General features: G+C 72.0%; 17 protein-coding genes. 11 read left to right on the top strand and 6 right to left on the bottom strand.

Annotation, left to right across the window (positions count from 1 at the left end; genetic code table 11):
- Positions 1-51: 51 nt before the first annotated feature.
- Together CCO04_RS09915 and CCO04_RS09910 are read right to left on the bottom strand one after the other, a co-directional pair.
- Positions 52-708, bottom strand: coding sequence for an SRPBCC family protein (locus tag CCO04_RS09915; protein WP_215813980.1), 657 nt, complete (start codon positions 706-708; stop codon positions 52-54).
- Position 709: 1 nt separating this feature from the next.
- Complete coding sequence (locus tag CCO04_RS09910) at positions 710-2,026, bottom strand: uracil-xanthine permease family protein (RefSeq protein WP_215813979.1); 1,317 nt, start codon at positions 2,024-2,026, stop codon at positions 710-712.
- Positions 2,027-2,226: 200 nt separating this feature from the next.
- Between CCO04_RS09910 and CCO04_RS09905 the strand changes: the two genes are divergently transcribed.
- The 7 genes from CCO04_RS09905 to CCO04_RS09875 all read left to right on the top strand — a co-directional run bounded on the left by CCO04_RS09905 (position 2,227) and on the right by CCO04_RS09875 (position 12,392).
- Positions 2,227-4,302, top strand: a complete 2,076-nt coding sequence (locus tag CCO04_RS09905) for a hydantoinase/oxoprolinase family protein (protein ID WP_215813978.1) — start codon at positions 2,227-2,229, stop codon at positions 4,300-4,302.
- Positions 4,299-6,173 (top strand): hydantoinase B/oxoprolinase family protein, encoded by a 1,875-nt coding sequence (locus CCO04_RS09900; RefSeq protein WP_215813977.1) that lies wholly within the window; start codon positions 4,299-4,301, stop codon positions 6,171-6,173. Before CCO04_RS09905 ends, CCO04_RS09900 begins: the two co-directional genes overlap by 4 nt.
- Positions 6,174-6,269: 96 nt before the next feature.
- On the top strand, positions 6,270-7,106 hold the full coding sequence (locus tag CCO04_RS09895; protein ID WP_215813976.1) for an IclR family transcriptional regulator: 837 nt from the start codon (positions 6,270-6,272) through the stop codon (positions 7,104-7,106).
- A gap of 37 nt (positions 7,107-7,143) precedes the next feature.
- Positions 7,144-8,034 (top strand): xanthine dehydrogenase family protein subunit M, encoded by an 891-nt coding sequence (locus CCO04_RS09890; protein WP_215813975.1) that lies wholly within the window; start codon positions 7,144-7,146, stop codon positions 8,032-8,034.
- Positions 8,031-8,573: a (2Fe-2S)-binding protein gene (locus CCO04_RS09885; RefSeq protein WP_252373064.1), complete on the top strand. Its 543-nt coding sequence runs from the start codon at positions 8,031-8,033 to the stop codon at positions 8,571-8,573. The genes CCO04_RS09890 and CCO04_RS09885 overlap by 4 nt, the downstream gene beginning before the upstream one ends.
- Positions 8,566-10,971, top strand: coding sequence for an aerobic carbon-monoxide dehydrogenase large subunit (cutA, locus tag CCO04_RS09880; RefSeq protein ID WP_252373063.1), 2,406 nt, complete (start codon positions 8,566-8,568; stop codon positions 10,969-10,971). Before CCO04_RS09885 ends, cutA begins: the two co-directional genes overlap by 8 nt.
- Positions 10,968-12,392 carry an amidase gene (locus CCO04_RS09875; protein WP_215813974.1) on the top strand — a complete coding sequence of 475 codons (1,425 nt, stop codon included), beginning with the start codon at positions 10,968-10,970 and terminating at the stop codon, positions 12,390-12,392. Before cutA ends, CCO04_RS09875 begins: the two co-directional genes overlap by 4 nt.
- Here the strand turns inward: CCO04_RS09875 and CCO04_RS09870 are convergent.
- A complete protein-coding gene (locus CCO04_RS09870) occupies positions 12,389-14,926 on the bottom strand; it encodes a glycoside hydrolase family 65 protein (protein ID WP_215813973.1) in 2,538 nt (845 codons plus the stop codon). The two genes, CCO04_RS09875 and CCO04_RS09870, sit on opposite strands and share 4 nt — an antisense overlap.
- The gene (locus tag CCO04_RS09865; RefSeq protein WP_215813972.1) at positions 14,923-15,693 is read right to left on the bottom strand and encodes an HAD family phosphatase; all 771 of its coding nucleotides are present in this window, start codon (positions 15,691-15,693) and stop codon (positions 14,923-14,925) included. The genes CCO04_RS09870 and CCO04_RS09865 overlap by 4 nt, the downstream gene beginning before the upstream one ends.
- An 86-nt stretch (positions 15,694-15,779) precedes the next feature.
- On the opposite strand from CCO04_RS09865, the gene CCO04_RS09860 reads away from it, so the two are divergent.
- The 4 genes from CCO04_RS09860 to CCO04_RS09845 all read left to right on the top strand — a co-directional run bounded on the left by CCO04_RS09860 (position 15,780) and on the right by CCO04_RS09845 (position 19,983).
- Entirely contained in the window at positions 15,780-16,361 is a 582-nt protein-coding gene (locus tag CCO04_RS09860) for an RNA polymerase sigma factor (protein ID WP_215813971.1), read from the top strand.
- On the top strand, positions 16,358-17,185 hold the full coding sequence (locus CCO04_RS09855) for a hypothetical protein (RefSeq protein WP_215813970.1): 828 nt from the start codon (positions 16,358-16,360) through the stop codon (positions 17,183-17,185). Before CCO04_RS09860 ends, CCO04_RS09855 begins: the two co-directional genes overlap by 4 nt.
- An 81-nt stretch (positions 17,186-17,266) precedes the next feature.
- Positions 17,267-18,595, top strand: coding sequence for a cytochrome P450 (locus CCO04_RS09850; RefSeq protein WP_215813969.1), 1,329 nt, complete (start codon positions 17,267-17,269; stop codon positions 18,593-18,595).
- 5 nt (positions 18,596-18,600) lie between these two features.
- Positions 18,601-19,983, top strand: a complete 1,383-nt coding sequence (locus CCO04_RS09845) for an FAD-dependent oxidoreductase (protein WP_215813968.1) — start codon at positions 18,601-18,603, stop codon at positions 19,981-19,983.
- Positions 19,984-20,011: 28 nt separating this feature from the next.
- Here the strand turns inward: CCO04_RS09845 and CCO04_RS09840 are convergent, their stop codons facing one another.
- Positions 20,012-20,473, bottom strand: coding sequence for a hypothetical protein (locus tag CCO04_RS09840; protein WP_215813967.1), 462 nt, complete (start codon positions 20,471-20,473; stop codon positions 20,012-20,014).
- Between the two features lie 68 nt (positions 20,474-20,541).
- A complete protein-coding gene (locus CCO04_RS09835) occupies positions 20,542-21,333 on the bottom strand; it encodes an ABC transporter permease (protein ID WP_215814244.1) in 792 nt (263 codons plus the stop codon).
- Between the last annotated feature and the right edge of the window lie 5 nt (positions 21,334-21,338).

The raw sequence follows: 21,338 nt of genomic DNA, 5'->3' as shown, positions 1-21,338 counted from the left end.
GTGAGAAATGCGGCACCCGCGCCGGCCCGGCCGGGCCGGCGGCCCAGCGACCTAGCGGCCGAGCAGCTTGCGCAGCACCGCGAGCCCGGTCAGGGCCGCGATCGCGCCGAGGACCGCCGCCTGGAGCGGGGTCGGCTGGGGGAGCACGGAGCCGAGGTCGAGCGGCGGGTTCTCCGCCGGGGCGACCGGGCGCGGCGCCGTGGCCGCCGGGGCGGCAGCGGCCGAGGCAGCGGCGGGAGCAGCGGCGGGAGCGGCGCCCCGTGGCTGGGTCAGCTCGTCGGCCAGCCGGGTGGCGAACTGCCCGACGATCTTGTTGCTCACGTCCTGCATCAGCCCGCGCCCGAACTGCGCGGGCCGGCCGGTCACGTCCAGCTCGGTGGTGACGTGGACGGCGGTGTTGTCGCGGTCGAGCTCCTCGAGCCGGGCGGTGATCCGGGCGGCGGCGGTGCCGTTGCCGCGGGCGTCCTTGGCGCGCCCGTCCATCACCATCACGTGGTCGGCGGCGTTGCGCTCGAGGATGGTGGCGGTGCCCAGGTAGTTGAGCATCACCGGGCCGAGCTTGACCTTCACCGCGCCCTCGAGGACGTCGCCCTCCATCCCCGCCAGGGTCGCCCCGGGCAGGCACGGCGCCACGCGCTCGAAGTCGAGGAGGGCCTCCCAGGCTCGGTCGGTGGTCACCGGCACGGTGAACGTGTGGTCGAGCTGCATCTCAGATCTCCTTGGGTACGTCGAGGGCGGGGGTGGCGTGCGGTGCGTCGGCGTGCTGACCCGGCTCGGAGCGGTCGGCCGCGAAGCGCAGGAGGTGGTAGACGACGATCGTGCCGACCCCGCTGAGCGCGATGCCCGCGAAGACGTAGTCGCCGAGCGTGAGCGTGTAGTTCGCGGCGCCGACGACGAGGCCGAGGGCGGCGGTCGTGAGGTTGACCGGGTCGCGGAAGTCGACCTCCGCGGCGACGTACATCCGCAGGCCCATGCAGGCGATCATGCCGAAGAGGATCGTGGAGACGCCGCCCAGGACCCCGAGCGGGACCGCGCCGACGAGGGCACCGAACTTCGGGCAGATGCTGAGCGCGATCGCGATGCCCGCGGCGATCATGTAGGCCGCGGTGGAGTAGATCCGGGTCAGCGCCATGACGCCGATGTTCTCGGCGTAGGTGATCTGGCCGGAGCCGCCGAACAGGCCGGACACGGTGGTCGCGACGCCGTCGCCGACGATCGCGTTGCCGATGCTGGAGTCGAGGTTGCGCTCGCACATCGCGCTGACCGCCTTGACGTGCGCGGCGTTCTCGACGACGAGCACCAGCAGCACCGCCGGTACGACGAGCAGGATGGCCTGCAGGCTGAACGTCGGCGTGGTGAACTCCGGCCACCCGAGCCAGGCCGCCTCGCGCACCGGGTCGAGGTCGACCCGGCCGAGTCCGGCCGCGAGCAGGTAGCCCGCGGCGACGCCGATGAACACGGCGAGCCGGCTGATGAACCCGCGCAGCAGCACGCTGACCAGCACGACGACGGCGAGCGTGACCGAGGCGAGCAGCCCGTCGTCCTGGTAGCTGGACCACGCCACCGGCGCGAGGTTGAGGCCGACCATCGTGACGATGGTGCCGATCACCACGGGTGGCGCGATCCGGTCGATGATCTGGTAGCCGACCTGGTTGATGATCAGGCCGGTGATGATGAGGGCGACGCCGGTGGCGACCAGGCCGCACAGCGCGGCCGCGTAGCCGCCCTGCGCCTGGGCCGCGAGCACCGGCGCGATGAACGCGAACGCCGAGCCGGTGTACGACGGCACCTTGTTCCGGGTGATCACCAGGAACAGCAGCGTGCCGACGCCGCTGAAGAACAGGGTGGTGCTCACCGGGAAGCCGGTGAGGATCGGGACCAACGTCGTCGCGCTGAACATCGCGATGACGTGCTGGGCGCCGAGTCCCGCCATGCGCGGCCAGGCCAGCCGCTCGTCCGGCGTGACCACGCGTCCCGGGATGACCTTCTTGCCGTCCCCGTGCAGGGACCAACTGAGCAGTGCCATGGAGGCTCCTCGGATGTGTATCCGTTCACCGGATACGGCCTACGAATATTCGCCAAGTAAGTCCCTGCCCTGCCCAGGTTGTCAATAGTCACCGGGCAAAAGAATTCTCCCCAGACGTCACCCCTTGACAGCGATCGTTGTCGAGGTCTCTACTTCATTCAGCGAAATCAACATTCGCTCAGCGGATAGGAGCAAGTGACATGGCAGGTTCGTTCAGGGTCTCGGTGGACACCGGTGGGACCTTCACTGACGTGATCGGGGTCGACGCCTCCTCCGGAGAGCTGTTCGCGGTCAAGACCCCGAGCAACCGCGAGGACCCGAGCCGCGCGCTCCTCGAGGGCGTGGCCAAGGTGCTCGAGGCCGCGGGCAAGACGCCCGAGGAGATCGAGCTCGTCATCCACGGCACGACGACGGCGACGAACGCCGTCCTGGAGCACGAGTTCGACGGCATCGGGCTGCTGGTCACGACCGGCTTCCGGCACCTCGTCGAGATCGCGCGCCAGTCGGTGCCGGACGGCTACGGCAACTCGTACTTCTGGGTGAAGCCGCCCCGGATCGTCCCGCTGCACCTGGTGCGCGAGGTCCCCGAGCGCCTCGCGTACGACGGCGCGGTGCTCGAGCCGCTCGACCTCGACGCCGTGCGCACCGCCGCGGCCGAGCTGGTCGAGTCCGGCGTCAACCGGCTCGGCGTGTGCCTGCTGCACGCGTACGCCAACGACAAGCACGAGCGCGAGATCGGCCAGATGCTCGCCGAGGAGTTCCCCGACCTCTTCGTCTCGCTCTCGTCGGTGGTGCTCCCCGAGTACCGCGAGTACGAGCGGGCGATGACCACCCTCATCGACGTGATGGTCAAGCCCTACTGCAAGACCTACCTCGGCGCCGCGCAGCGCGACCTCAACGAGGTCACCGGCGGCCGCCCGTTCCTCATCATGCAGTCCAACGGCGGTGTGGTCTCGGCCGAGACGGCCGGCGACAAGCCCGTCACGATGCTGCTCTCCGGCCCGGCCGGCGGCGTCCTCGGCGCGATCGAGGCGGCCCGCAGCGCCGGCGTGCGCGACCTGATCACCCTCGACGTCGGCGGTACGTCGACCGACGTGGCCCTCATCGAGGACCTCAAGATCCGGCTCACCAGCGAGACCGTCATCGAGAACTACCCGGTCAAGGTGCCGATGATCGACATCGCCACCGTCGGCACCGGGGGCGGCTCGATCGCCTGGCAGGGACCGGGCGAGTCGCTCAAGGTCGGCCCCAAGAGCGCCGGCGCCTACCCGGGCCCGATCTCGTACGGCCGTGGCGGCACCGCGCCGACCGTGACCGACGCGGCCGCCATCCTCGGCCGGCTCCCCGACGCGCTCGTCGGCGGTGAGCTCAACCTCGCCAAGGACGCCGCGCGCACGGCCTTCGACGCCTTCGGCACCCAGTTCGGCCTGAGCGCCGAGGAGGCCGCGGCCGGCGTCCTGGAGGTGGCGGTGATCGGCCAGGTGGCCGGCATCCGCCAGGTCTCCACGCTCAAGGGCCGCGACCCGAGCGCCTACGCCCTCGTCGCCTTCGGTGGCGCCGGGCCGCTGCTGGCCAACGAGGTCGCCGAGGCGCTCGGCATGCGCCGGGTGCTCGTGCCCCCGACGCCGGGCAACCTGTCCGCCTTCGGGCTCCAGGTCTCCGACGTCAAGCGCGACTACGTCCGCACCCTGGTCCGCGACCTCGACGCCGGCAACGACGCCACCGTCGTCGACGAGATCGAGAAGGTCTGGCTCGAGCTGGAGGCCGCCGGGCGCGGCGAGCTGCGCGCCGAGGGCGTGCCGACCGAGCAGGTCTCGCTCGTGCGCGGAGCCGACCTCCGCTACGTCGGTGAGGGCTACGAGGTCTCCGTCGTCATCGACGACCTCGCCGGCGACGCCGCCGTGCGGGCCGTCGAGGCGGCGTTCCACGAGGAGCACAACCGGGTCTACGGCTTCTCCTACGCCGGCGAGCAGCAGGTCGAGGTCGTGGCGCTGCGCGTCCAGGCCCTCGGCGAGCTGCACCGCCCGACGCTGGCCACCGCACCGAAGACCGGGAGCGGCGGCGCGCCCGAGCCGACCGGCAGCCGCTCCGTCTACTGGCGCTCCACCGGCTGGATCGACTGCCCGACGTACGACCGGGCGAGCCTCGGCGACGGCGACGCGGTCGCCGGCCCCGCGATCGTCGAGGAGTACGGCTCCACCTACGTCGTCCCCACCGGCTGGGACGCCACCGTCGACCACTTCGGCAACATCCTCAGTGAAAGGAAGGACGCGTGAACACCACCAGGAAGCTGGGGCCGATCGAGCTCGAGGTCATCACCGGGACGATCCGCTCGGCCGAGGTCGAGATCGAGGCGGCCGTCGAGCGCGCCGCCCGCTCGCCGATGATCCGCGACCAGCACGACTACCGCGTCGGCCTGTACGACGCCCGCGGGCGCAAGCTCACCGGTCGCTCGTACGGCAGCCTGATCGAGCCCGTCTTCGAGTTCTTCGGCGACGACATCAACCCGGGCGACGTCTTCTTCTGGAACGACCCCTACAACAGCGCCGGGTCCTGCGGCCACGTGCCGGACCTGTGCACGACCGTGCCGATCTTCGTCGGCGACCGGCTGATCGGCTTCAGCCAGGTCTTCGGCCACCACGACGACGTCGGCGGCTGCGTCCCCGGCAGCCTCCCCGTGCAGGTCCACGACCAGTGGGGCGAGGGGCTCGTCGTCCCGCCGATCAAGCTCTACGACCGCGGCGTGCTCAACGAGACCGGCTTCCGGATCATCGAGCGCAACTCCCGGCTCTCCGAGCACCTGCGCGGTGACATCGACTCCGAGATCGGCGCCTGCCAGCTCGGCTCGCGGCGCCTGGTCGAGCTCGCCGAGCGCTACGGCATCGAGACGCTGGAGGCGGGCTTCGACGGGATCATCGAGAACTGCGCGCGAACCATCCGCGAGGAGCTGTTCCCGAAGATCGAGGACGGCGTCTACACCTTCGAGGACTACATCGAGTGCGACGGCTTCACCCGTCAGCTCTTCGCGATGCGGGTCACGATGACCAAGACCGCCGACAAGATCACCCTCGACTTCAGCGGCACCGACCCCGAGGCCGAGGGCCCGATCAACTGGGCGATCGACTACTGCGACGGCCGCTTCGTCCGCAAGTGGATGGCGCCGGTGCTGCGCTGCCTGGCCAGCTCGCCGGAGCGCGCGGCCGAGATCGACATCAACGAGGGCGCCCTCGACGTCATCGACGTGGTCTTCCCCGAGAAGGGCACGCTCATCACGCCGCACTTCGGGCGGCCGACCGGCCTGCGGTTCTTCATCCTGCTGCGCTCGCTCGGCATCTTCGCCGGGGCGCTCGCCAAGGCGACCGGCGGCCAGATGCCGGCCGACCACGAGACGATCCGGATCTGGGGCATGCACAGCCGCGACGAGCAGGGGAAGCTCAGCCTGTTCCGCGAGGTGCTCGGCGGCGGCGGTCCCGGCCGGCCGTGGGCCGACGGCAGCGACGTCGTCCACATCGTGCCCAACTCCCGGAACCTGCCGGCCGAGTTCTCCGAGCAGCGCTACCCGGTGCTGGTCGAGCAGCTCGCGCTGCGGCCCGACTCCGGCGGCGCCGGCAAGCACCGCGGCGGCCTCGGGTACGACAAGCGGATCCGTGCGCTCAAGGACTGCATGCTCCTGTCGAACGCCGACCGCACCGACCTCAACCCCTACGGCGTCAACGGCGGCCAGGCCGGCGGCAACTACTCGATCCTGCTGCAGCGCGCCGACGGCACCGAGGAGGTGCTCGACGGCATGGTCGACAACGTCCCGGTCCGCGAGGGCGACGTCGTCCGGCTGTGCACGACCGGTGGTGGCGGCTGGGGCGACCCGCTGGCCCGCGACCCCGAGACGGTCCGGTACGACGTCCTGTGCGGCAACGTCACGCTGGCCGCGGCCGAGGGCTTCTACGGCGTCCGGCTGGTCGGCGAGGGTCCCGGGCTGAGCGTCGACACGGCCGGCACCGAGGAGCTGCGCGCCAAGCTCACCGCCGAGCGCGGCGACGTCGCGATGTTCGACCGCGGCGAGCACTTCGAGCGGATCAAGGCCGACGGCGGCGTGCGCTGGCCGGAGGGCTGGAGCGACCCCGACGACTGCCTCGCCGGGCGGTCCTGAGGAGCATGGGACCGACTGCGCCGGAGGAGGTGCCGATGAACGACGTGACCTGGGTAGTGTGGGATCAGCCTCACGAGCTACGAAGGGAGGGTGGTCGTGGCCGACAAGAAGGGCCGGACCGGCAGCAGCGCGGCGGCGGCCGAGGCCTCCTCGCCGACGCTGCAGGGAGTCTCCCGGGCGCTCCGGGTCCTCGACGTGGTCGCCCAGCGGCCGATGCGGACGACCGAGCTGTCCGAGGAGCTGGGCATCTCGTGGGCGACGCTGCAGCGGACGCTGGCGCAGCTCGAGGCCGACGAGTTCATCACCCGCGACGAGCGGGGCAACTTCCACATCGGGCGCAAGACCTGGCTGCTGGGCAGCACCTACCTGGTGGGGCACCGGCTGATGGAGCTCGCGGTGCCGCTGCTGACCCGCGAGTCCAGCCTGGTGCCCACCTCGGTGCTCCAGCTGGTCGAGCGCAGCGGCGACACGACCGTGGTGCTGTTCTCCCGGGAGGCGGCCTCCAAGGAGGTCATCACCCGGACGACCTACGGTCACCACTTCCCGCTGCACTGCGGCTCCAAGGGCTGGGTCTTCCTGGCCAACGCGGAGCCGGAGTTCATCGACCGCTACCTCTCCGAGCCGCTGATCTCGCTCACCCCGGCGACGGTCACCGACCCCGACGAGCTGCGCGAGCGGCTGGCCGAGGTGCGCGAGCAGGGCTATGCCGTGACGGTCGGCGACGTCCAGTCCTTCACGGGCTCGGTGGCGGCGCCGGTCTTCAACGACGAGGGTCAGGTCGAGGCCTGCATCTGCGCGGTCTCGCGCCGGTCCAGCCTGACCGGCGACAAGCAGGAGCAGATCGTCGAGCTGGTGCAGCGCGTCGCGCAGACGCTCTCGCTCGGACTGGGTTGGCAGCCGTTGCGGCACGCCAAGGTGGTCCAGCGGAGCTGACCCGCGGCGTCGTTCCGGCCGGAGCAGGGGAGCGCGCATGAAGCCGTCACGGTTCGAGTACGTCCTGCCGCGCTCGATCGAGGAGGCGGTCGCCGCCCGGGTCGAGCACGCGGACACGGTGGTGCTGTCGGGCGGGCAGAGCCTGGTCCCGACCCTCAACTTCCGGTTGTCCAACCCGGAGGCGGTCATCGACCTGCGGCTGGTCCCGGGGCTGGCCGACGTCCGGGTCGACGGGGACTGGATCCACGTCGGCGCCCGGACCCGGCAGCGTGACCTGGAGCTGGACGAGGTGGTGCACGCGGCGAACCCGCTGATCCGGGAGACCCTGCACCACGTCGCCCACCCGGTGATCCGCAACCGCGGCACCGTGGGCGGCAGCATCGCCCACGCCGACCCGTCGGCCGAGCTGCCGTGCCTGCTGCTGTGCCTCGACGGCGAGGTCACCGCCCACGGGCCCGACGGCGCGCGGACCATCGACGCCCAGGACCTCTTCGAGTTCATCCTGTCCACGTCGCTGGAGCCCGAGGAGATCCTCACCGAGGTGCGGTTCCCCGTGCTCCCCGACCGGACCGGCTGGTGCTTCACCGAGTTCGCCCGCCGGCACGGGGACTTCGCCCTCGCCGGGGTCGCCGCCACGCTCACCCTGGCCGAGGACGGCTCGGTCGCGTGGGGGCAGGTCGCCGCCTGCGGGGTCACCACCACGCCGGTCCGGCTGGTCGCCGTCGAGGACGCCCTGCTCGCCGACGGCGCCGACCCGTCCCGGTTCCCCGAGATCGCCCGGCTCGCGGCCGACGTCGTCACCGTCCCCGACGACGAGTCCTGCTCCAGCGCCTACCGGCGCGACCTGCTGGTCGGCCTGGTGGAGCGCGCGCTCCGCACCTCCTTCGAACGAGCCACCGCACGAACCTCCCGAGAGGTCACCTCATGACGTCCTCGATGTACCGGTCGCCGGTGAACGACGACCCCACGCTCGACATCTCGCTGGTCGTGAACGGCCGCAAGGTCGAGGCCGCGGTCAGCCCGCGGCTGCTGCTCAGCGACTTCCTGCGCCACCACCTCGGCCTGACCGGCACCCACGTGGGCTGCGAGCACGGCGTGTGCGGTGCCTGCACCGTGCACATCGACGGCCGGGCGGCGCGCAGCTGCCTGACCCTCGCCGTCCAGCTCGACGGCGCCACGGTGCGCACCGTCGAGGACCTCGAAGGTCCCGACGGATCGCTGAGCCCGGTCCAGGAGGCGTTCCGCGACTGCCACGGCCTCCAGTGCGGCTTCTGCACGCCCGGCTTCCTGATGTCGGTCACGGCCCTCCTCGACGAGGACCCCGACGTCGCCGACGCCTCCGACGCCGAGATCCGCGAGCGGATCGCCGGCAACCTGTGCCGCTGCACCGGCTACCAGGGGATCGTCGCGGCCACCCGCCAGGCCGCCGAGACCATCCGCGACGCGAAGGAGCAGGCCGATGGCTGAGCCGCCGATGGTCCACACCGGAGCCCGCGTACGCCGCAACGAGGACCCGCGGCTGCTGCGCGGCCAGGGCCGCTACGTCGACGACATCCCCCTCGAGGGCTGCGTCCACGGCGCCTTCCTGCGCAGCACCGTCGCCCGCGGCCGGATCGTCGCGCTCGACACCACCGAGGCCGAGCAGGTGCCCGGCGTCCTCGCGGTCTACACCTGCGACAACATCGAGGGTCTCGACCGCGAGATGCCGCTGCTGATCCCGCACCCCTGCATCACCCACGGCCGCACCCAGCGCCCGCTCGCCCGCGACGACGTCTACTACGTCGGCCAGGCGATCGCGTTCGTCGTCGCCGTCGACCGCTACGTCGCCGAGGACGCCGTCAGCCGGATCTCGGTCGACATCGAGCCGCTCCCCGTCGAGGTCGACATGGAGCGGGCCGTCGAGGACGGCGCTCCGCTGGTCCACCCCGACGTCCCGGCCAACATCGCGGCGTCCCTGGTGCAGAACTGCGGCGACGCCGACGCGGCGTTCGAGCGGGCCGAGCACCGCACCAAGATCCGGGTCCAGGTCGACCGCAGCACCGGCGCCCCGATGGAGTGCCTCGCCACAGCCGCGCGCTGGGACCCGGTCTCCGGCGAGCTGGTCGTGTGGGACGGCACCCAGGCGCCGATCGGCCTGCGCGGCGCGCTCGCGTCGCTGTTCGACCTCGACGAGGACAAGGTGCGCGTCATCGCGCCCGACGTGGGCGGCGGCTTCGGCCCCAAGATCCACTTCCCCTACGCCAACGAGGTGCTGGTGCCGCTCGCGGCGATGCAGCTCGGCCGGCCGGTGAAGTACATCGAGGACCGCTCCGAGAACTTCGTGCACATGTCGCACGAGCGCACCCAGATCCACGAGATCGAGCTCGCCGCGACCAAGGACGGCGAGGTGATCGGGCTGCGCGACGTCTTCCTGCACGACACCGGCGCGTTCATCCCCTACGGCATCGCGGTCGCCCAGGTCGCCTCGACGGCGATCGCCGGGCCCTACCGGATCCCGAACATCGAGGTGGAGTTCCGCTGCGTCTACACGCCGACGGTGCCGGTCACGCCCTACCGCGGCTGCGGCCGCCCGCAGGCCAACTTCGCGCTGGAGCGGGCGATGGACCAGCTCGCCGAGGAGCTCGGCATCGACCGCTTCGAGATCCGCCGGCGCAACCTCATCGCCGACGACGAGTTCCCCTACAAGCGTGAGGGGCTGATCTTCGCCGACGGCCTGCCGGTCACCTACGACTCCGGCCAGTACGGCGCCGCGCTGGCCCTGCTGGAGGAGGAGCTCGACATCCCGGCGTTCCGCGCCGAGCAGGAGCGCGCCCGGGCCGAGGGCCGTTGGCTCGGGCTGGGGCTGTCGTTCTACGTCGAGGGCACCGGACTGGGCCCCTACGAGGGCGGCCGGGTGCGCATCCACCCGATCACCGGCAAGGTCTACGTCAACACCGGCCTGACCACCCAGGGCCAGGGGCACGCGACGTCCATGGCCCAGCTCGTCGCCGACCAGCTCGGTGTCGCGGTCGACGACGTGATCGTCGTCGAGGGCGACACCGGCGTCTACGACTGGGGCGTGGCGACCTTCGCCAGCCGCGCCATGGTGGTCAGCGGCAGCGCCATCCACAAGGCCGCCGTCAAGGCCCGCGAGCGGGTCCTCGAGATCGCCGCCAACATGCTGGAGGTCGACCCCGCCGACATCGAGCTCAAGGACGGCGCCGCCGGCGTCCGCGGCACCACGACGACCATCCCCCTCGCTGCCATCGCGACCGTCTCGAACCCGCTGCGCTACGCCTTCAACGACGCCGCGCAGATCGCCACCCAGTTCGCGCCCGCCAGCAAGGGCGACGGCCCGCCGCTGCCCGGCGACGCGCGGCCCGGCATCGAGACCGAGCAGTTCTACAGCCCGCCGCACGCCACCTGGGCCTACGGCGTCCACGCCGCGATCGTCGAGGTGGACCCGGTCAGCTACGACCTCCAGGTCAAGCGCTACGTGATCGTCCACGACTGCGGGAAGATGATCAACCCGATGATCGTCGAGGGCCAGATCGCCGGCGGGGTCGCGTCCGGCATGGGCGGTGCGTTCTACGAGAAGCTCGAGTACGAGGCCAACGGCAACCTGCGCAACGCCAGCTTCATGGAGTTCCTCATGCCCTACGCGACCGAGGTCCCCCACATGGAGATGCACCACCTCGAGACGCCCACGCCCCTCAACCCGATCGGGGCCAAGGGTGCCGGCGAGGCGGGCACCATCCCGGTCGCCGCGGTCATCGCCTCCGGCATCCAGGACGCCCTCGCCCACGAGGGGATCGACCCGCTGTGGCACGTCCCGCTCAACCCGAGCGTCCTGCACGACGCCGTCCGGGAGGCCCGGTCGCGATGAGCACCAGCGACCTCTGCTTTCGCACCGCCCGCGAGCTCGTCGGCCTCATGGCGGCCGGCGAGGTCTCGGCGGTCGAGGTCGCCGAGGCCCACCTCGACCAGGTGGCCGCGGTGAACCCGGCGGTCAACGCCGTCGTCTCGCTCGACCCCGAGATCACCCTCGCCGACGCCCGCGCGGCGGACGACGCCCGCGCCGCCGGCCGGTCGCTCGGACCGCTGCACGGCCTGCCCATGGCGTTCAAGGACACCCACGACGCCGCAGGGTTCCCGACGACGTACGGGTCGCCGATCCATGCCGGCAACCGGCCGGCCGAGAGCGAGCTGCTGGTCGCCCGGCTGCGCGCCGCGGGCGTCGTACGGCTGGGGAAGACGAACGTGCCGGAGTTCGCGTCCGGCTCGCACACCTTCAACAACCTCTTCGGCACCACCCGCAACCCCTACGACCTCACCCGCTCGGCGGGCGGGTCCAGCGGCGGGGCCGCCGCCAGCCTGGCCAGCGGCATGCAGCCGCTCGCCGACGGCAGCGACATGGGCGGCTCGCTGCGCAACCCGGCGTCCTTCTGCAATGTCGTCGGGCTGCGGCCCTCGCCCGGCCGAGTGCCCATCCATCCCGCTCCGCTGCCCTGGCAGACGCTCGCCGTCCAGGGCCCGATGGCGCGCAATGTCGACGACCTCGCCCTCATGCTCGGCGTCGTCGCCGGCCCCGACGACCGCGTGCCGCTCTCGATCACCGAGGATCCAGCGGTGTTCACGGGGGCGCTCGAACGCGACCTCACCGGTCTCCGGATCGGCTGGTCGCCCGACCTCGGCGGCGCCCTCCCGGTCGAGCGCGCCGTCGTCGACGTGATCCGCAAGCGCCTGCACCTCTTCGAGGACCTCGGCTGCGACGTCATCGAGGTCGAGCCCGACTTCTCCGGCGCGGACCGCTGCTTCCGGACGCTGCGTGCCTGGCAGTTCCAGGCCACGTTCGGCGACCTCCTCGCGGCGTACCCGGGGCAGCTGAAGCCCAGCCTGGAGGCCAACATCCGCGAGGGTGCCGAGGTCACCGCCGCCGACGTCGCGATGGCGTCGAGGATCCAGGGCGAGCTGTTCCAGCGCTTCGCGGCCGCCTTCGCCGACGAGTACGACGTGCTGGTGCTGCCGGTCAGCCAGGTGCTGCCCTTCGACGCCGACCTCGAGTACCCCACCGTGATCGAGGGCGTCGCCCAGCAGACCTACCTCGACTGGATGGCGTCGTCGTACTACGTCAGCGCCATCGGCCTGCCTGCGCTGTCGGTGCCCGCCGGCTTCAGCGACGGCAGGCTGCCGGTCGGGATGCAGCTCGTCGGGCCCTACCGGCAGGAGCGGTTGCTGCTGGAGGTCGGGCGCGGGCTGGAGATCGCTGCGGGGGACGGCGCCTTCGTCCGGCCCCCCGTCGGCTAGTCGCCGCTCGGCACGATCGCCGAGATCACCGTGCCGTCGGCCCGCTGGATCCCCGCAGGGTACGGCGGCTCCCCCTCCAACCGCGGACCCTGGTGCGCGAGCGGCAGGGTCACCGCGGCGCCGGGCGCGAGCTTGACCGCCTCACCGCGCACCGAGACCGTGAGCGGCCCGTCGCCGTGCTCGATCGCGAGGTCGAGCTCGTCGGTGCGGACGGTGACGCGGAGCCGGGTGCCGAGCAGGGTGACCCGGTAGGTCAGCGACGACCAGCCGTCGGGCAGCCGCGGATCGATCTGCCACTGCTGGTCGCCCGCGGCCGAGCCGATGTCGCGGAAGCCGCCGAAGCCGGACACCAGGGCGCTCCACACGCCGCCGGTCGAGGCGACGTGCACCCCGTCGGCGGTGTTGTTGTGGCGGTCGGCGAGGTCGACGAAGAGGGCCGACATGAAGTAGCGCAGGGCGAGCTCGTGGTAGCCGACCTCGGCCGCGACGACGGACTGCATGACCGCCGAGAGCGTCGAGTCGCCGGTGGTGATGGGGTCGTAGTAGTCGAAGTCGGCCTTCTTCTGCTCGGGCGTGAACTCCTCGCCCTGCAGGTAGAGCGCGAGGACGACGTCCGCCTGCTTGAGCACCTGGAACCGGTAGATCACCAGCGGGTGGTAGTGCAGGAGCAGGGGCCGCTTCTCGAGCGGAGTGTTCTCGAGGTCCCACATCTCGCGCTCCAGGAAGTGCGCGTCCTGCGGGTGGATGCCGAGGAACTCGTCGTACGGGATCGACATGGCCTGGGCGGCCTCGGCCCACTCGTCGGGCTCGTCCGCCGTCAGCCCGGTACGCCGGACGAGGCCCTCGTAGGCCTCAGGGTCGTCGCGCTGCAGCTCCCACACGGCGCGGGCGGCGCGACGCAGGTTGAAGCGCGCGAGGACGTTCGTGTAGAGGTTGTCGTTGACGACGGTCGTGTACTCGTCGGGCCCGGTGACGCCGTGGATGTGGAACGTGCGCCGCGACTCGTCGCGCCAGAACCCCAGGTCGGCCCACAGCCGGGCGGTCTCGACGAAGATGTCGACCGCCTCGCGCGCCAGGAACTCCTCGTCGCCGGTGGCGCCGACGTACTGGCTCAGGGCGTAGGCCACGTCGGCATCGATGTGGTACTGCGCGGTGCCGGCCGCGTAGTACGCCGACGCCTCGTGACCGTTGATCGTGCGCCAGGGGAACAGCGCGCCCTTCTGGGAGAGCTCGCGGGCGCGGTGCCGGGCGCTGGTGAGCAGCGCGTAGCGGAAGCGCAGGGCGTTCCGCGCGGCCCACGGCATCGTGTAGGTCAGGAACGGCATCACGTAGATCTCGGTGTCCCAGAAGTAGTGACCGCCGTAGCCCGAGCCGCTCACCCCCTTGGCCGCGATGCCCTGGCCCTCGGCGCGTGCGGAGGCCTGGAGCACGGCGAAGAGGTTCCACCGGATCGCCTGCTGAATGGCGGGCTGGCCGGGGACCTCGACGTCGGCGCGCGCCCAGAAGTCGTCGAGCCAGGCGCGCTGGGCGGCGTACTGGCGGGGGAGACCTTCTTCGTGGGTGCGGTCGAGGGTGCGCTCGCAGCGGTCGATCAGCTCGCGCGGGGGCACGGTCTGGGCGGTGTGGAAGGCGACGATCTTGGTCAGCGTGACCGGGACGCCGGGCTCGGCGGCGATCCGGTAGATCACCTTGGCGAGGTCGTCCTCGGAGTGCACGCTCATCGAGCAGGAGGACGTCGTCTCGAGCGTGTGGTCGGCGACGACGCCGACGGTCATCCCGCTCTGGACGGTGCGGTAGCCGAGCTTGATCCGGCCGGTCTCGGCATCGGCGCCGTGGATCCGGGGGAGGAGCACGCGCCGGTCGAACGCCTCGGCCTTGCGCGGGTCGGCGGCGCCGCTCGGGGGCGTGCCCGCGAGCTCGGCGTCGGCGATCGGCTGCTCGACCTCCTCGTCCTGCCGGTTGACCAGCTGGGACGAGATCGCCAGCGAGGCGTGCTGGTCGAGCAGGGTCACCTCGAAGGTGAGGACGGCGAGGTGGCGCTGCTCCAGCGGCACCATCCGGGTGCTGCGCACCCGGACCCGCTTGCCGCCGGGCGTGCGCCACAGCAGGTCGCGCGAGAGCACGCCGCTGCGGAAGTCGAGCGCGCGCTCGTACTCGATCAGGTCGGCGACCGAGACCTGCAGCGGCTCGTCGTCGACGTAGAGCCGGATCACCTTGGGGTCGGGGACGTTGACGATCGTCTGCCCGATGCGCGCGAAGCCGTAGGCCTCCTCGGCGTGCGAGATCGGCCAGGTCTCGTGGAAGCCGTTGATGAACGTGCCGTCCTGGTAGGCGTCGCGGCTCTCGGAGTAGTTGCCGCGCAGACCGAGGTAGCCGTTGCCGACGCTGAACAGCGACTCCGTCGTGCCCAGGTCGGAGCCGTCGAAGCGGGTCTCGACGAGCCGCCACTCGTCGACGGGGAAGCGGGTGCGGTCGAGCGGGTCCTCCACCGACGGTGCGACGTGCGACGGGCCGGGGCCCTCAGGAGCGTTCATCGGTCCTCCTCGGCCGGGTCGGCACCGGGCAGCAGCTGGGCCAGGTCGGTGACGACGAGGTCGGCTCCCGCCGCGGTCAGGGCGTCGGCCCCGGCCCCGCGGTCGACGCCGATCACCAGCCCGAACTCACCGGCGTGACCGGCGGCCACCCCGTTGATCGCGTCCTCCAGGACGACGGCCCGCGCGTTCGTCGTCCCCAGGACGGTGGCCGCGTGGGCGAACGTGTCCGGGGCCGGCTTGCCGGGCAGCCCCAGCTCGGCAGCCAGCCCGCCGTGCATGACGAAGGCGAAGTCCTCGGTCATCCCGGCCGCCGCGATCACCGCGGGCGCATTGCGCGAGGACGAGACCACCGCCAGCGGGATGCCCCGCCGGTGCAGCTCCTCGACCAGCCGCTTCGAGCCCGGGTACGCCGTGACCCCCTCGGTGGCCAGGATCGCGCTGAACGCCTCGTTCTTGCGGTTGCCCAGCCCGCAGATCGTCTCCGCCGTCGGCGGATCCTCCGGACTGCCCTCGGGGAGCGTGATCTCGCGCGAGGCGAGCAGCGAGCGCACGCCGTCGTACCGGGGCTTGCCGTCGACGTAGGAGAAGTAGTCCTGCTCCGTGTACGGCGCATAGGCGACCCCGTCCGCGGCCGAGCGCGTCGTGAGGTACGTCGTGAACATCGCCTCCCAGGCGTGCATGTGCACCTCGGCTGTGGGGGTCACCACACCGTCGAGGTCGAAGAGCACCGCATCCCAGGCCTGCCAGTCGAGCGTCGTCCGAGCCACCGGAACAGGCTAGCCCGGCGACGTGGTCAGACCCCGCACTGCGAGATCGGATGACACACTCGTGCCCTTCTCGACAGGAACAGGACATGGGACTCTCCACGCCGTCGCCGCGGGAGCGTGAGCAGCGCTTCCGGGACATCTACGACGCGGCGTACGTCGACCTGCTGCGGTTCGTGCGCCGGCGCGTGCACCCGACGCATGCCGAGGACGTCGTCGGCGAGGTCATGCTCATCGCCTGGCGCCGCCTGGACGACGTTCCGGCCGACCTGCCGGCCGCGCGCGCCTGGCTGTTCGGCGTCGCCCGCAAGGTCCTCCAGAACGCCCGGCGCCGCGAGGACAAGCACGACGCCGTCGCCGTACGTCTCGCGGAGGCCCAGGACGATCCCGAGCCCGTGGCCGCCGGCCATCACCCCGACCTCGTCGCCTGCCGGATCGACCTGGGCGCGGCGTGGCCGCTCCTGAGCGCGACCGACCAGGAGGCGATCGCGCTCGCCGTCCTCGACGGGCTCACCGCGCCCGAGGCGGCCACAGTCCTGGGCATCTCGGCGACCGCCTTCCGGCTGCGGCTCTCCCGGGCGCGGCGCACGCTGCGCCGGCACCTCGACCAGACCGACGCGGCCCGCGCTCCAGGACCCGTCCTCCCCGCTTCCGAGAGGAGCCCGCGATGAGCAGGTCCACCGCCGACCTCGTGCTGCTCACGACCGCCCTGCGCCACCTCGACCCCGCACCGGATGCCGGGTTGAGCCAGGAGGAGCGCGACCGCGCTGACGCGGCCTTCGCGCGCATCGTGGCGACGCCCCCCGGTGCTCCGGTCCCCGTCGAGCCGGACCGACCCCACCGGAGCCGTCGGCGTCGCCGGATCCGGAACCGGCTGCTGGTCGCGGCCGGACTGGCCGGTGCCGTCGGCGTCGCCGGCCCCGCCCTGCTGCTCGGCGGGGGCAGCGCGTACGGGACGTGGACCCCGAAGCCCGAGCCCCTCACGGCCGCGGCCGCGATCGAGGCCGGGGTCACCTGCCGTGCCGCGCTCGCCGTACCCGATCGCGGGGAGCGGGTCGCCCTGGCGGAGCGGCGAGGCACGTGGACGTACGTCCTCCTGACCGGTCCCCGCGGGGAGGCTGCCTGCGTGATGCCCGAGGACCTCGTCGCCAGCGGGCGCCCCGACGACCGCGAGCGGAGCAAGGGCTTCCTCGGGACCTACACGCCCGACCCCTCGGCGCCCCCGGTCCTCGCCCCCGACGGCCTCGACGAGGACAGCGCCATGGAGAGCAGCACCGACGAGGGATGGCTCGTGTGGACCTCGGGCCACGTCGGCAGCGGCGTCACCGGGGTCACGGTGCACACCTCCACGGGCCTCGACATCGAGGCCACGGTCGCCGGAGGCCGGTTCGCCGCCTGGTGGCCGTCGGTCGAGCAGAGCTCCGAGCACCCGTCCGAGACGTGGTCGTACACCGTGCACCTCGCCGACGGGAGCACCCGGCGCAGCACCGGCTGACGGCGCGATCCGGGTCACACCAGGGGTCGTTCGGGGTCACACCCGATGTATCGAGTGGTCTCATCTGGTGGAATACCGTCCATGCGGCTCCCCCTCCTCGGCCCGATGCTCGGCCCGGTCAAGCAGCGCGTCGGCGTCTGGCTGCTCAACCGGACCATGCGCAACGGCATCGACCTGCGCAAGCTGCGCTTCCTCCCCGAGTCGGTCACGCTCCCCCTCAAGCGCGACGGCCTGGACCCGCTCCCCGCGATGATGAAGGTCCAGGGCGAGGAGCCGGTCAAGAAGCTCGCCGACCTGTTCGGCAAGGGTGTCTGGCTCGTCAGCGGGTACGACGAGTCGCGCGAGGTCCTCGCCGGCGGTGCGGAGGTCTGGTCCAACGACCTCGGCCAGTTCGTCTCCCAGGAGGGCCGCTCCGACGAGGAGCAGATCGGCGGCCTCGGCATGACCGACCCGCCGCTGCACACCGCGTTGCGCCGCTACCTCACCCCCGAGTTCACGATGCGCCGGCTGGCCCGCCTCCAGCCCGGTATCGAGCAGATCGTCGGCCAGCGCCTCGACGCGATGGCCGCGGCCGGGCGCGACGGCAAGCCGGTCGACATGGTCGAGGAGTTCGCCTTCGCGGTGCCCTTCGACGTCATCTGCGACCTGCTCGGCCTGCCCGTCGACGACCGGGCCCGGTTCCTCGAGCTCGGCGTCGCGCGCTTCGACCTCACCGAGGGTGGCGCCGGCGCCTTCGGGGCGGCCGCGCACACCCGGGAGTTCCTCATCAACGCGGTGCGCGAGCAGCGCGCCGACCCCGGTGACGGCCTGATCGGCGCCCTGCTCAAGGAGCACGGCGACGAGCTCGACGACGTCACCCTCGGCGGCATCGCCGACGGCGTCTTCCTGGGCGGCTACGAGACCTCCGCGTCGATGCTGGCCCTCGGCGCCTACCTCATCGCGACCACGCCCCAGGCCGGCGAGATGCTGCGCTCCGACGACGCCGAGCAGGTCAACCGGGTCGTCGAGGAGCTGCTGCGCCACCTGTGCGTCGTCCAGCTCGCCTTCCTGCGGTTCGCCAAGCAGGACGTCGAGATCGGCGGGGTGCTGATCAAGGAGGGCGACGCGGTCGGCGTCTCGCTCCTCGCCGCCAACCGCGACCCGCGCCTGGCGCCGGACCTCGACACCTTCGACCCGAGCCGCGAGCCCACCCGCCACCTGGCCTTCGGCTGGGGCATGCACCGCTGCGTCGGCGCCGAGCTGGCCCGGATGGAGCTGCGCACCGCGCTGCGGATGCTGGCCGAGCGGTTCCCCGACCTGGCCATGGCCAGCGACATCTCCGACCTCGACTTCCGCAAGCTCTCGGCCGTCTACGGCGTGGAGGCGCTCCCCGTCCTCACCGGCACCGAGCGCGAGCCGGCCTCGGCCTGAGCACGATGGCCGGGCCCCTGCGCATCGTCGTGGTCGGCGGCGACGCCGCCGGCATGAGCGCCGCCCACCAGGCGCTGCGCGCGGCCAAGGCGGCCGGTCGGGACGTCGAGGTCACGGTGATCGAGGCGACCGGGCACACGTCGTACTCGGCGTGCGGGATCCCGTACTGGATCGCCGGTGACGTCGCCAGCGGCGACGACCTCGTCGCCCGTACCGCCGACGAGCACCGGGCCGCGGGCCTCGACCTGCGCCTGGGCACCCGGGTGGTCGCGATCGACCGCGAGCGCCGCACCGTCCGGTACGACGGCGCGGACGGCGCCGGTGAGCTGCCCTACGACGAGCTGGTGCTCGCGACCGGCGCGACGCCCGTCGTACCGGACTGGGCGCGCGCCGACGGCGCCCTGGTCACCGGCGTGCACCCGGTCAAGAACCTCGACGACGGCGCCGCCTGGCTCGACCTGCTCGCCGCCTCCGCCGGTCCCGCCGTGGTGGTGGGCGGCGGCTACATCGGCGTCGAGATGGCCGAGGCCCTGCTGCGCCGCGGCTTCGGCACCACCCTGGTCACCCGGAGCCGGGTGATGAGCTCGCTCGACCCCGACCAGGGCGACCGGATCGAGAAGGCGATGGCCACCGCCGGCGCCGCGCTGCGCACGGGGCACACCGTCGAGCGTCTCGACCTCGACCCGGACGACGGCCGGGTCCGCGGCGTCGTCCTCGACTCCGGCGTCCGCCTCGACGCGGCCCTGGTGGTGCTCGCGATCGGCGTCGAGCCGGCCACCGCCCTGGGCGCCGCCGCCGGCCTCCCCCTGGGCGAGTCCGGCGGCTACCTGCCCGACCCCGGCGGCCGGATCGCCCCCCACGTCTGGTCGGCCGGCGACTGCTGCGAGATCGAGCACCGTGTCTCCGGCCGGCGGGCCTTCCTGCCCCTCGGCACCCACGCCAACAAGCTCGGCCGCGTGGTCGGCGACAACCTCCTCGGCGCCGACCGCCGCTTCGGCGGCGCCACCGGCACCGCCATCACCCGCTTCGTGGCGGGCGACGTCCACCTGGAGATCTCCCGCACCGGCCTCAGCACCGCCGAGGCCACCGCCGCCGGCCATGACGTCGCCTCGCTCGTCACCGAGGGCACCACGGCCAGCGGCTACATGCCCGAGGCCGAGCCGATCGCGACCAAGGTGCTCGCCGACCGTCGTACCCGGCGGCTGCTGGGTGTCCAGATCGTCGGCGGCCCCGGCTCGGCCAAGCGCGTCGACGCCGCCGCAGCCGCCCTGTGGGCCGAGCTCGACGTCGACGACCTGGCCGGCATGGACCTCGCCTACGCGCCGCCGTTCGCGACGGTGTGGGACGCGCTGCAGATCGCGGCACGGCGACTGGCCGAGCGGATCTGAGTCGATCCGCCCGGCCTCGCGCCGGCGCTCACGCCTTCTTGAGCGGGGTCTTCCCGGAGGTCGGGCATCCCGACGTGCCGTCGAGGTTGCGGGTGACCATGGTGTGCACCACCCGGTACTTCCCGTTCTTCTTCTCGTAGATGTAGAGGAAGCCCTGGAACTGGCCGGGCACGCACTTCGCGCTCGGCGAGCGCCACGCCTGCTTGACCGTGGCCTTGAGGTCGACGCACTTCGACTTCTCGGGCCGCGAGGCCAGGGCCGTGTGGTACCAGACGATGGCGCACGCCCGGTGCCAGGTCTTCTTCTTGCACGAGATGGTCGCGCCGGTCCAGGTCTTGCCGGGCTTCCCCTTAGACCAGTGCAGGTTGCCCGTCGCCGACGGTGTGCACGCGGCGGCGGCACTGGCCGGCGGCGGGCCGGCCAGTGCGCTGTCGGCGGGGACGAGGACCGCACCGGCCATCAGGACCGTGCAGAGGAGTCGCTTGAGCATGGAAACGTCGAACCTCCCGAGATAGGTGGCCGCCGAGGTTAGGTCACCCTCAAGGGAAGGTCAACCGGTCACCGGCTCGCCGCGATCCGGTACTGCCGCACGGCGAGGGGAGCGAACACCGCGATGATCCCGACGGCCCAGATCAGCGTGTAGGCCACCGGGTTCTGCAAGGACCAGGCGTCGGAGCCTGGGCCCACGCCGGTGTTGCCGAACAGGTCGCGACTGGCTTGGGTGACCGCGGAGACCGGGTTCCACTCCACGACCGGCTTGAGGACCGAGTTGAAGTCCTTGGTCGGCACGAAGGCGTTCGAGACGAACGTCAGCGGCATGATCACGATGAACGACGCATTGTTGATCACCTCGACGCTCGGCACCATCAGCCCGACCCACGCCATCACCCAGCTGATCGCGTAGCCGAACACCAGCAGCAGCGCGAAGCCGGCGAGCGCGTCGAGCGCGCCCTCGCGGATGCGCCAGCCGACGAGCAGGCCGGTCAGCGCCATGATGATCAGCGAGAGGACGTTGTAGACGACATCGGACGACGTGCGCCCCACCAGCACGGCGGAGTTGGACATCGGCAGCGACCGGAACCGGTCGATGATGCCCTTCTGCATGTCCTCGGCCAGGCCGGCGCCGGTGAACGTCGCGCCGAACACGATGGTCTGGCCGAAGATGCCGGCGATCAGCCACTCGCGGTAGTTGACGCCGGGGGTGTCGATCGCGCCGCCGAAGACGTAGGCGAAGAGCAGCACGAACATGATCGGGCTGACCAGGACGAAGACCAGGATCTCGGGGACCCGCACGATCTTGATGAGGTTGCGCTGGGCGACCACCCAGCCGTCGCTGACGGCCTGCGTCATGGTGC

The organism is Pimelobacter sp. 30-1, from assembly GCF_018831735.1.
Lineage (GTDB): Bacteria > Actinomycetota > Actinomycetes > Propionibacteriales > Nocardioidaceae > Nocardioides.
The sequence above is the reverse complement of the archived record's forward strand: the minus strand, read 5'-3'. Positions and strand labels throughout refer to the sequence as shown.

Excerpts from the sequence above, each read along its gene's own strand:
- CCO04_RS09915 (WP_215813980.1), bottom strand. The coding sequence starts at position 708 with ATGCAGCTCGACCACACGTTCACCGTGCCGGTGACCACCGACCGAGCC.
- CCO04_RS09910 (WP_215813979.1), bottom strand. The coding sequence starts at position 2,026 with ATGGCACTGCTCAGTTGGTCCCTGCACGGGGACGGCAAGAAGGTCATC.
- CCO04_RS09905 (WP_215813978.1), top strand. The coding sequence starts at position 2,227 with ATGGCAGGTTCGTTCAGGGTCTCGGTGGACACCGGTGGGACCTTCACT.
- CCO04_RS09890 (WP_215813975.1), top strand. The coding sequence starts at position 7,144 with ATGAAGCCGTCACGGTTCGAGTACGTCCTGCCGCGCTCGATCGAGGAG.
- CCO04_RS09885 (WP_252373064.1), top strand. The coding sequence starts at position 8,031 with ATGACGTCCTCGATGTACCGGTCGCCGGTGAACGACGACCCCACGCTC.
- cutA (WP_252373063.1), top strand. The coding sequence starts at position 8,566 with ATGGCTGAGCCGCCGATGGTCCACACCGGAGCCCGCGTACGCCGCAAC.
- CCO04_RS09875 (WP_215813974.1), top strand. The coding sequence starts at position 10,968 with ATGAGCACCAGCGACCTCTGCTTTCGCACCGCCCGCGAGCTCGTCGGC.
- CCO04_RS09870 (WP_215813973.1), bottom strand. The coding sequence starts at position 14,926 with ATGAACGCTCCTGAGGGCCCCGGCCCGTCGCACGTCGCACCGTCGGTG.
- CCO04_RS09860 (WP_215813971.1), top strand. The coding sequence starts at position 15,780 with ATGGGACTCTCCACGCCGTCGCCGCGGGAGCGTGAGCAGCGCTTCCGG.
- CCO04_RS09855 (WP_215813970.1), top strand. The coding sequence starts at position 16,358 with ATGAGCAGGTCCACCGCCGACCTCGTGCTGCTCACGACCGCCCTGCGC.
- CCO04_RS09850 (WP_215813969.1), top strand. The coding sequence starts at position 17,267 with ATGCGGCTCCCCCTCCTCGGCCCGATGCTCGGCCCGGTCAAGCAGCGC.
- CCO04_RS09845 (WP_215813968.1), top strand. The coding sequence starts at position 18,601 with ATGGCCGGGCCCCTGCGCATCGTCGTGGTCGGCGGCGACGCCGCCGGC.
- CCO04_RS09840 (WP_215813967.1), bottom strand. The coding sequence starts at position 20,473 with ATGCTCAAGCGACTCCTCTGCACGGTCCTGATGGCCGGTGCGGTCCTC.
- CCO04_RS09835 (WP_215814244.1), bottom strand. The coding sequence starts at position 21,333 with ATGACGCAGGCCGTCAGCGACGGCTGGGTGGTCGCCCAGCGCAACCTC.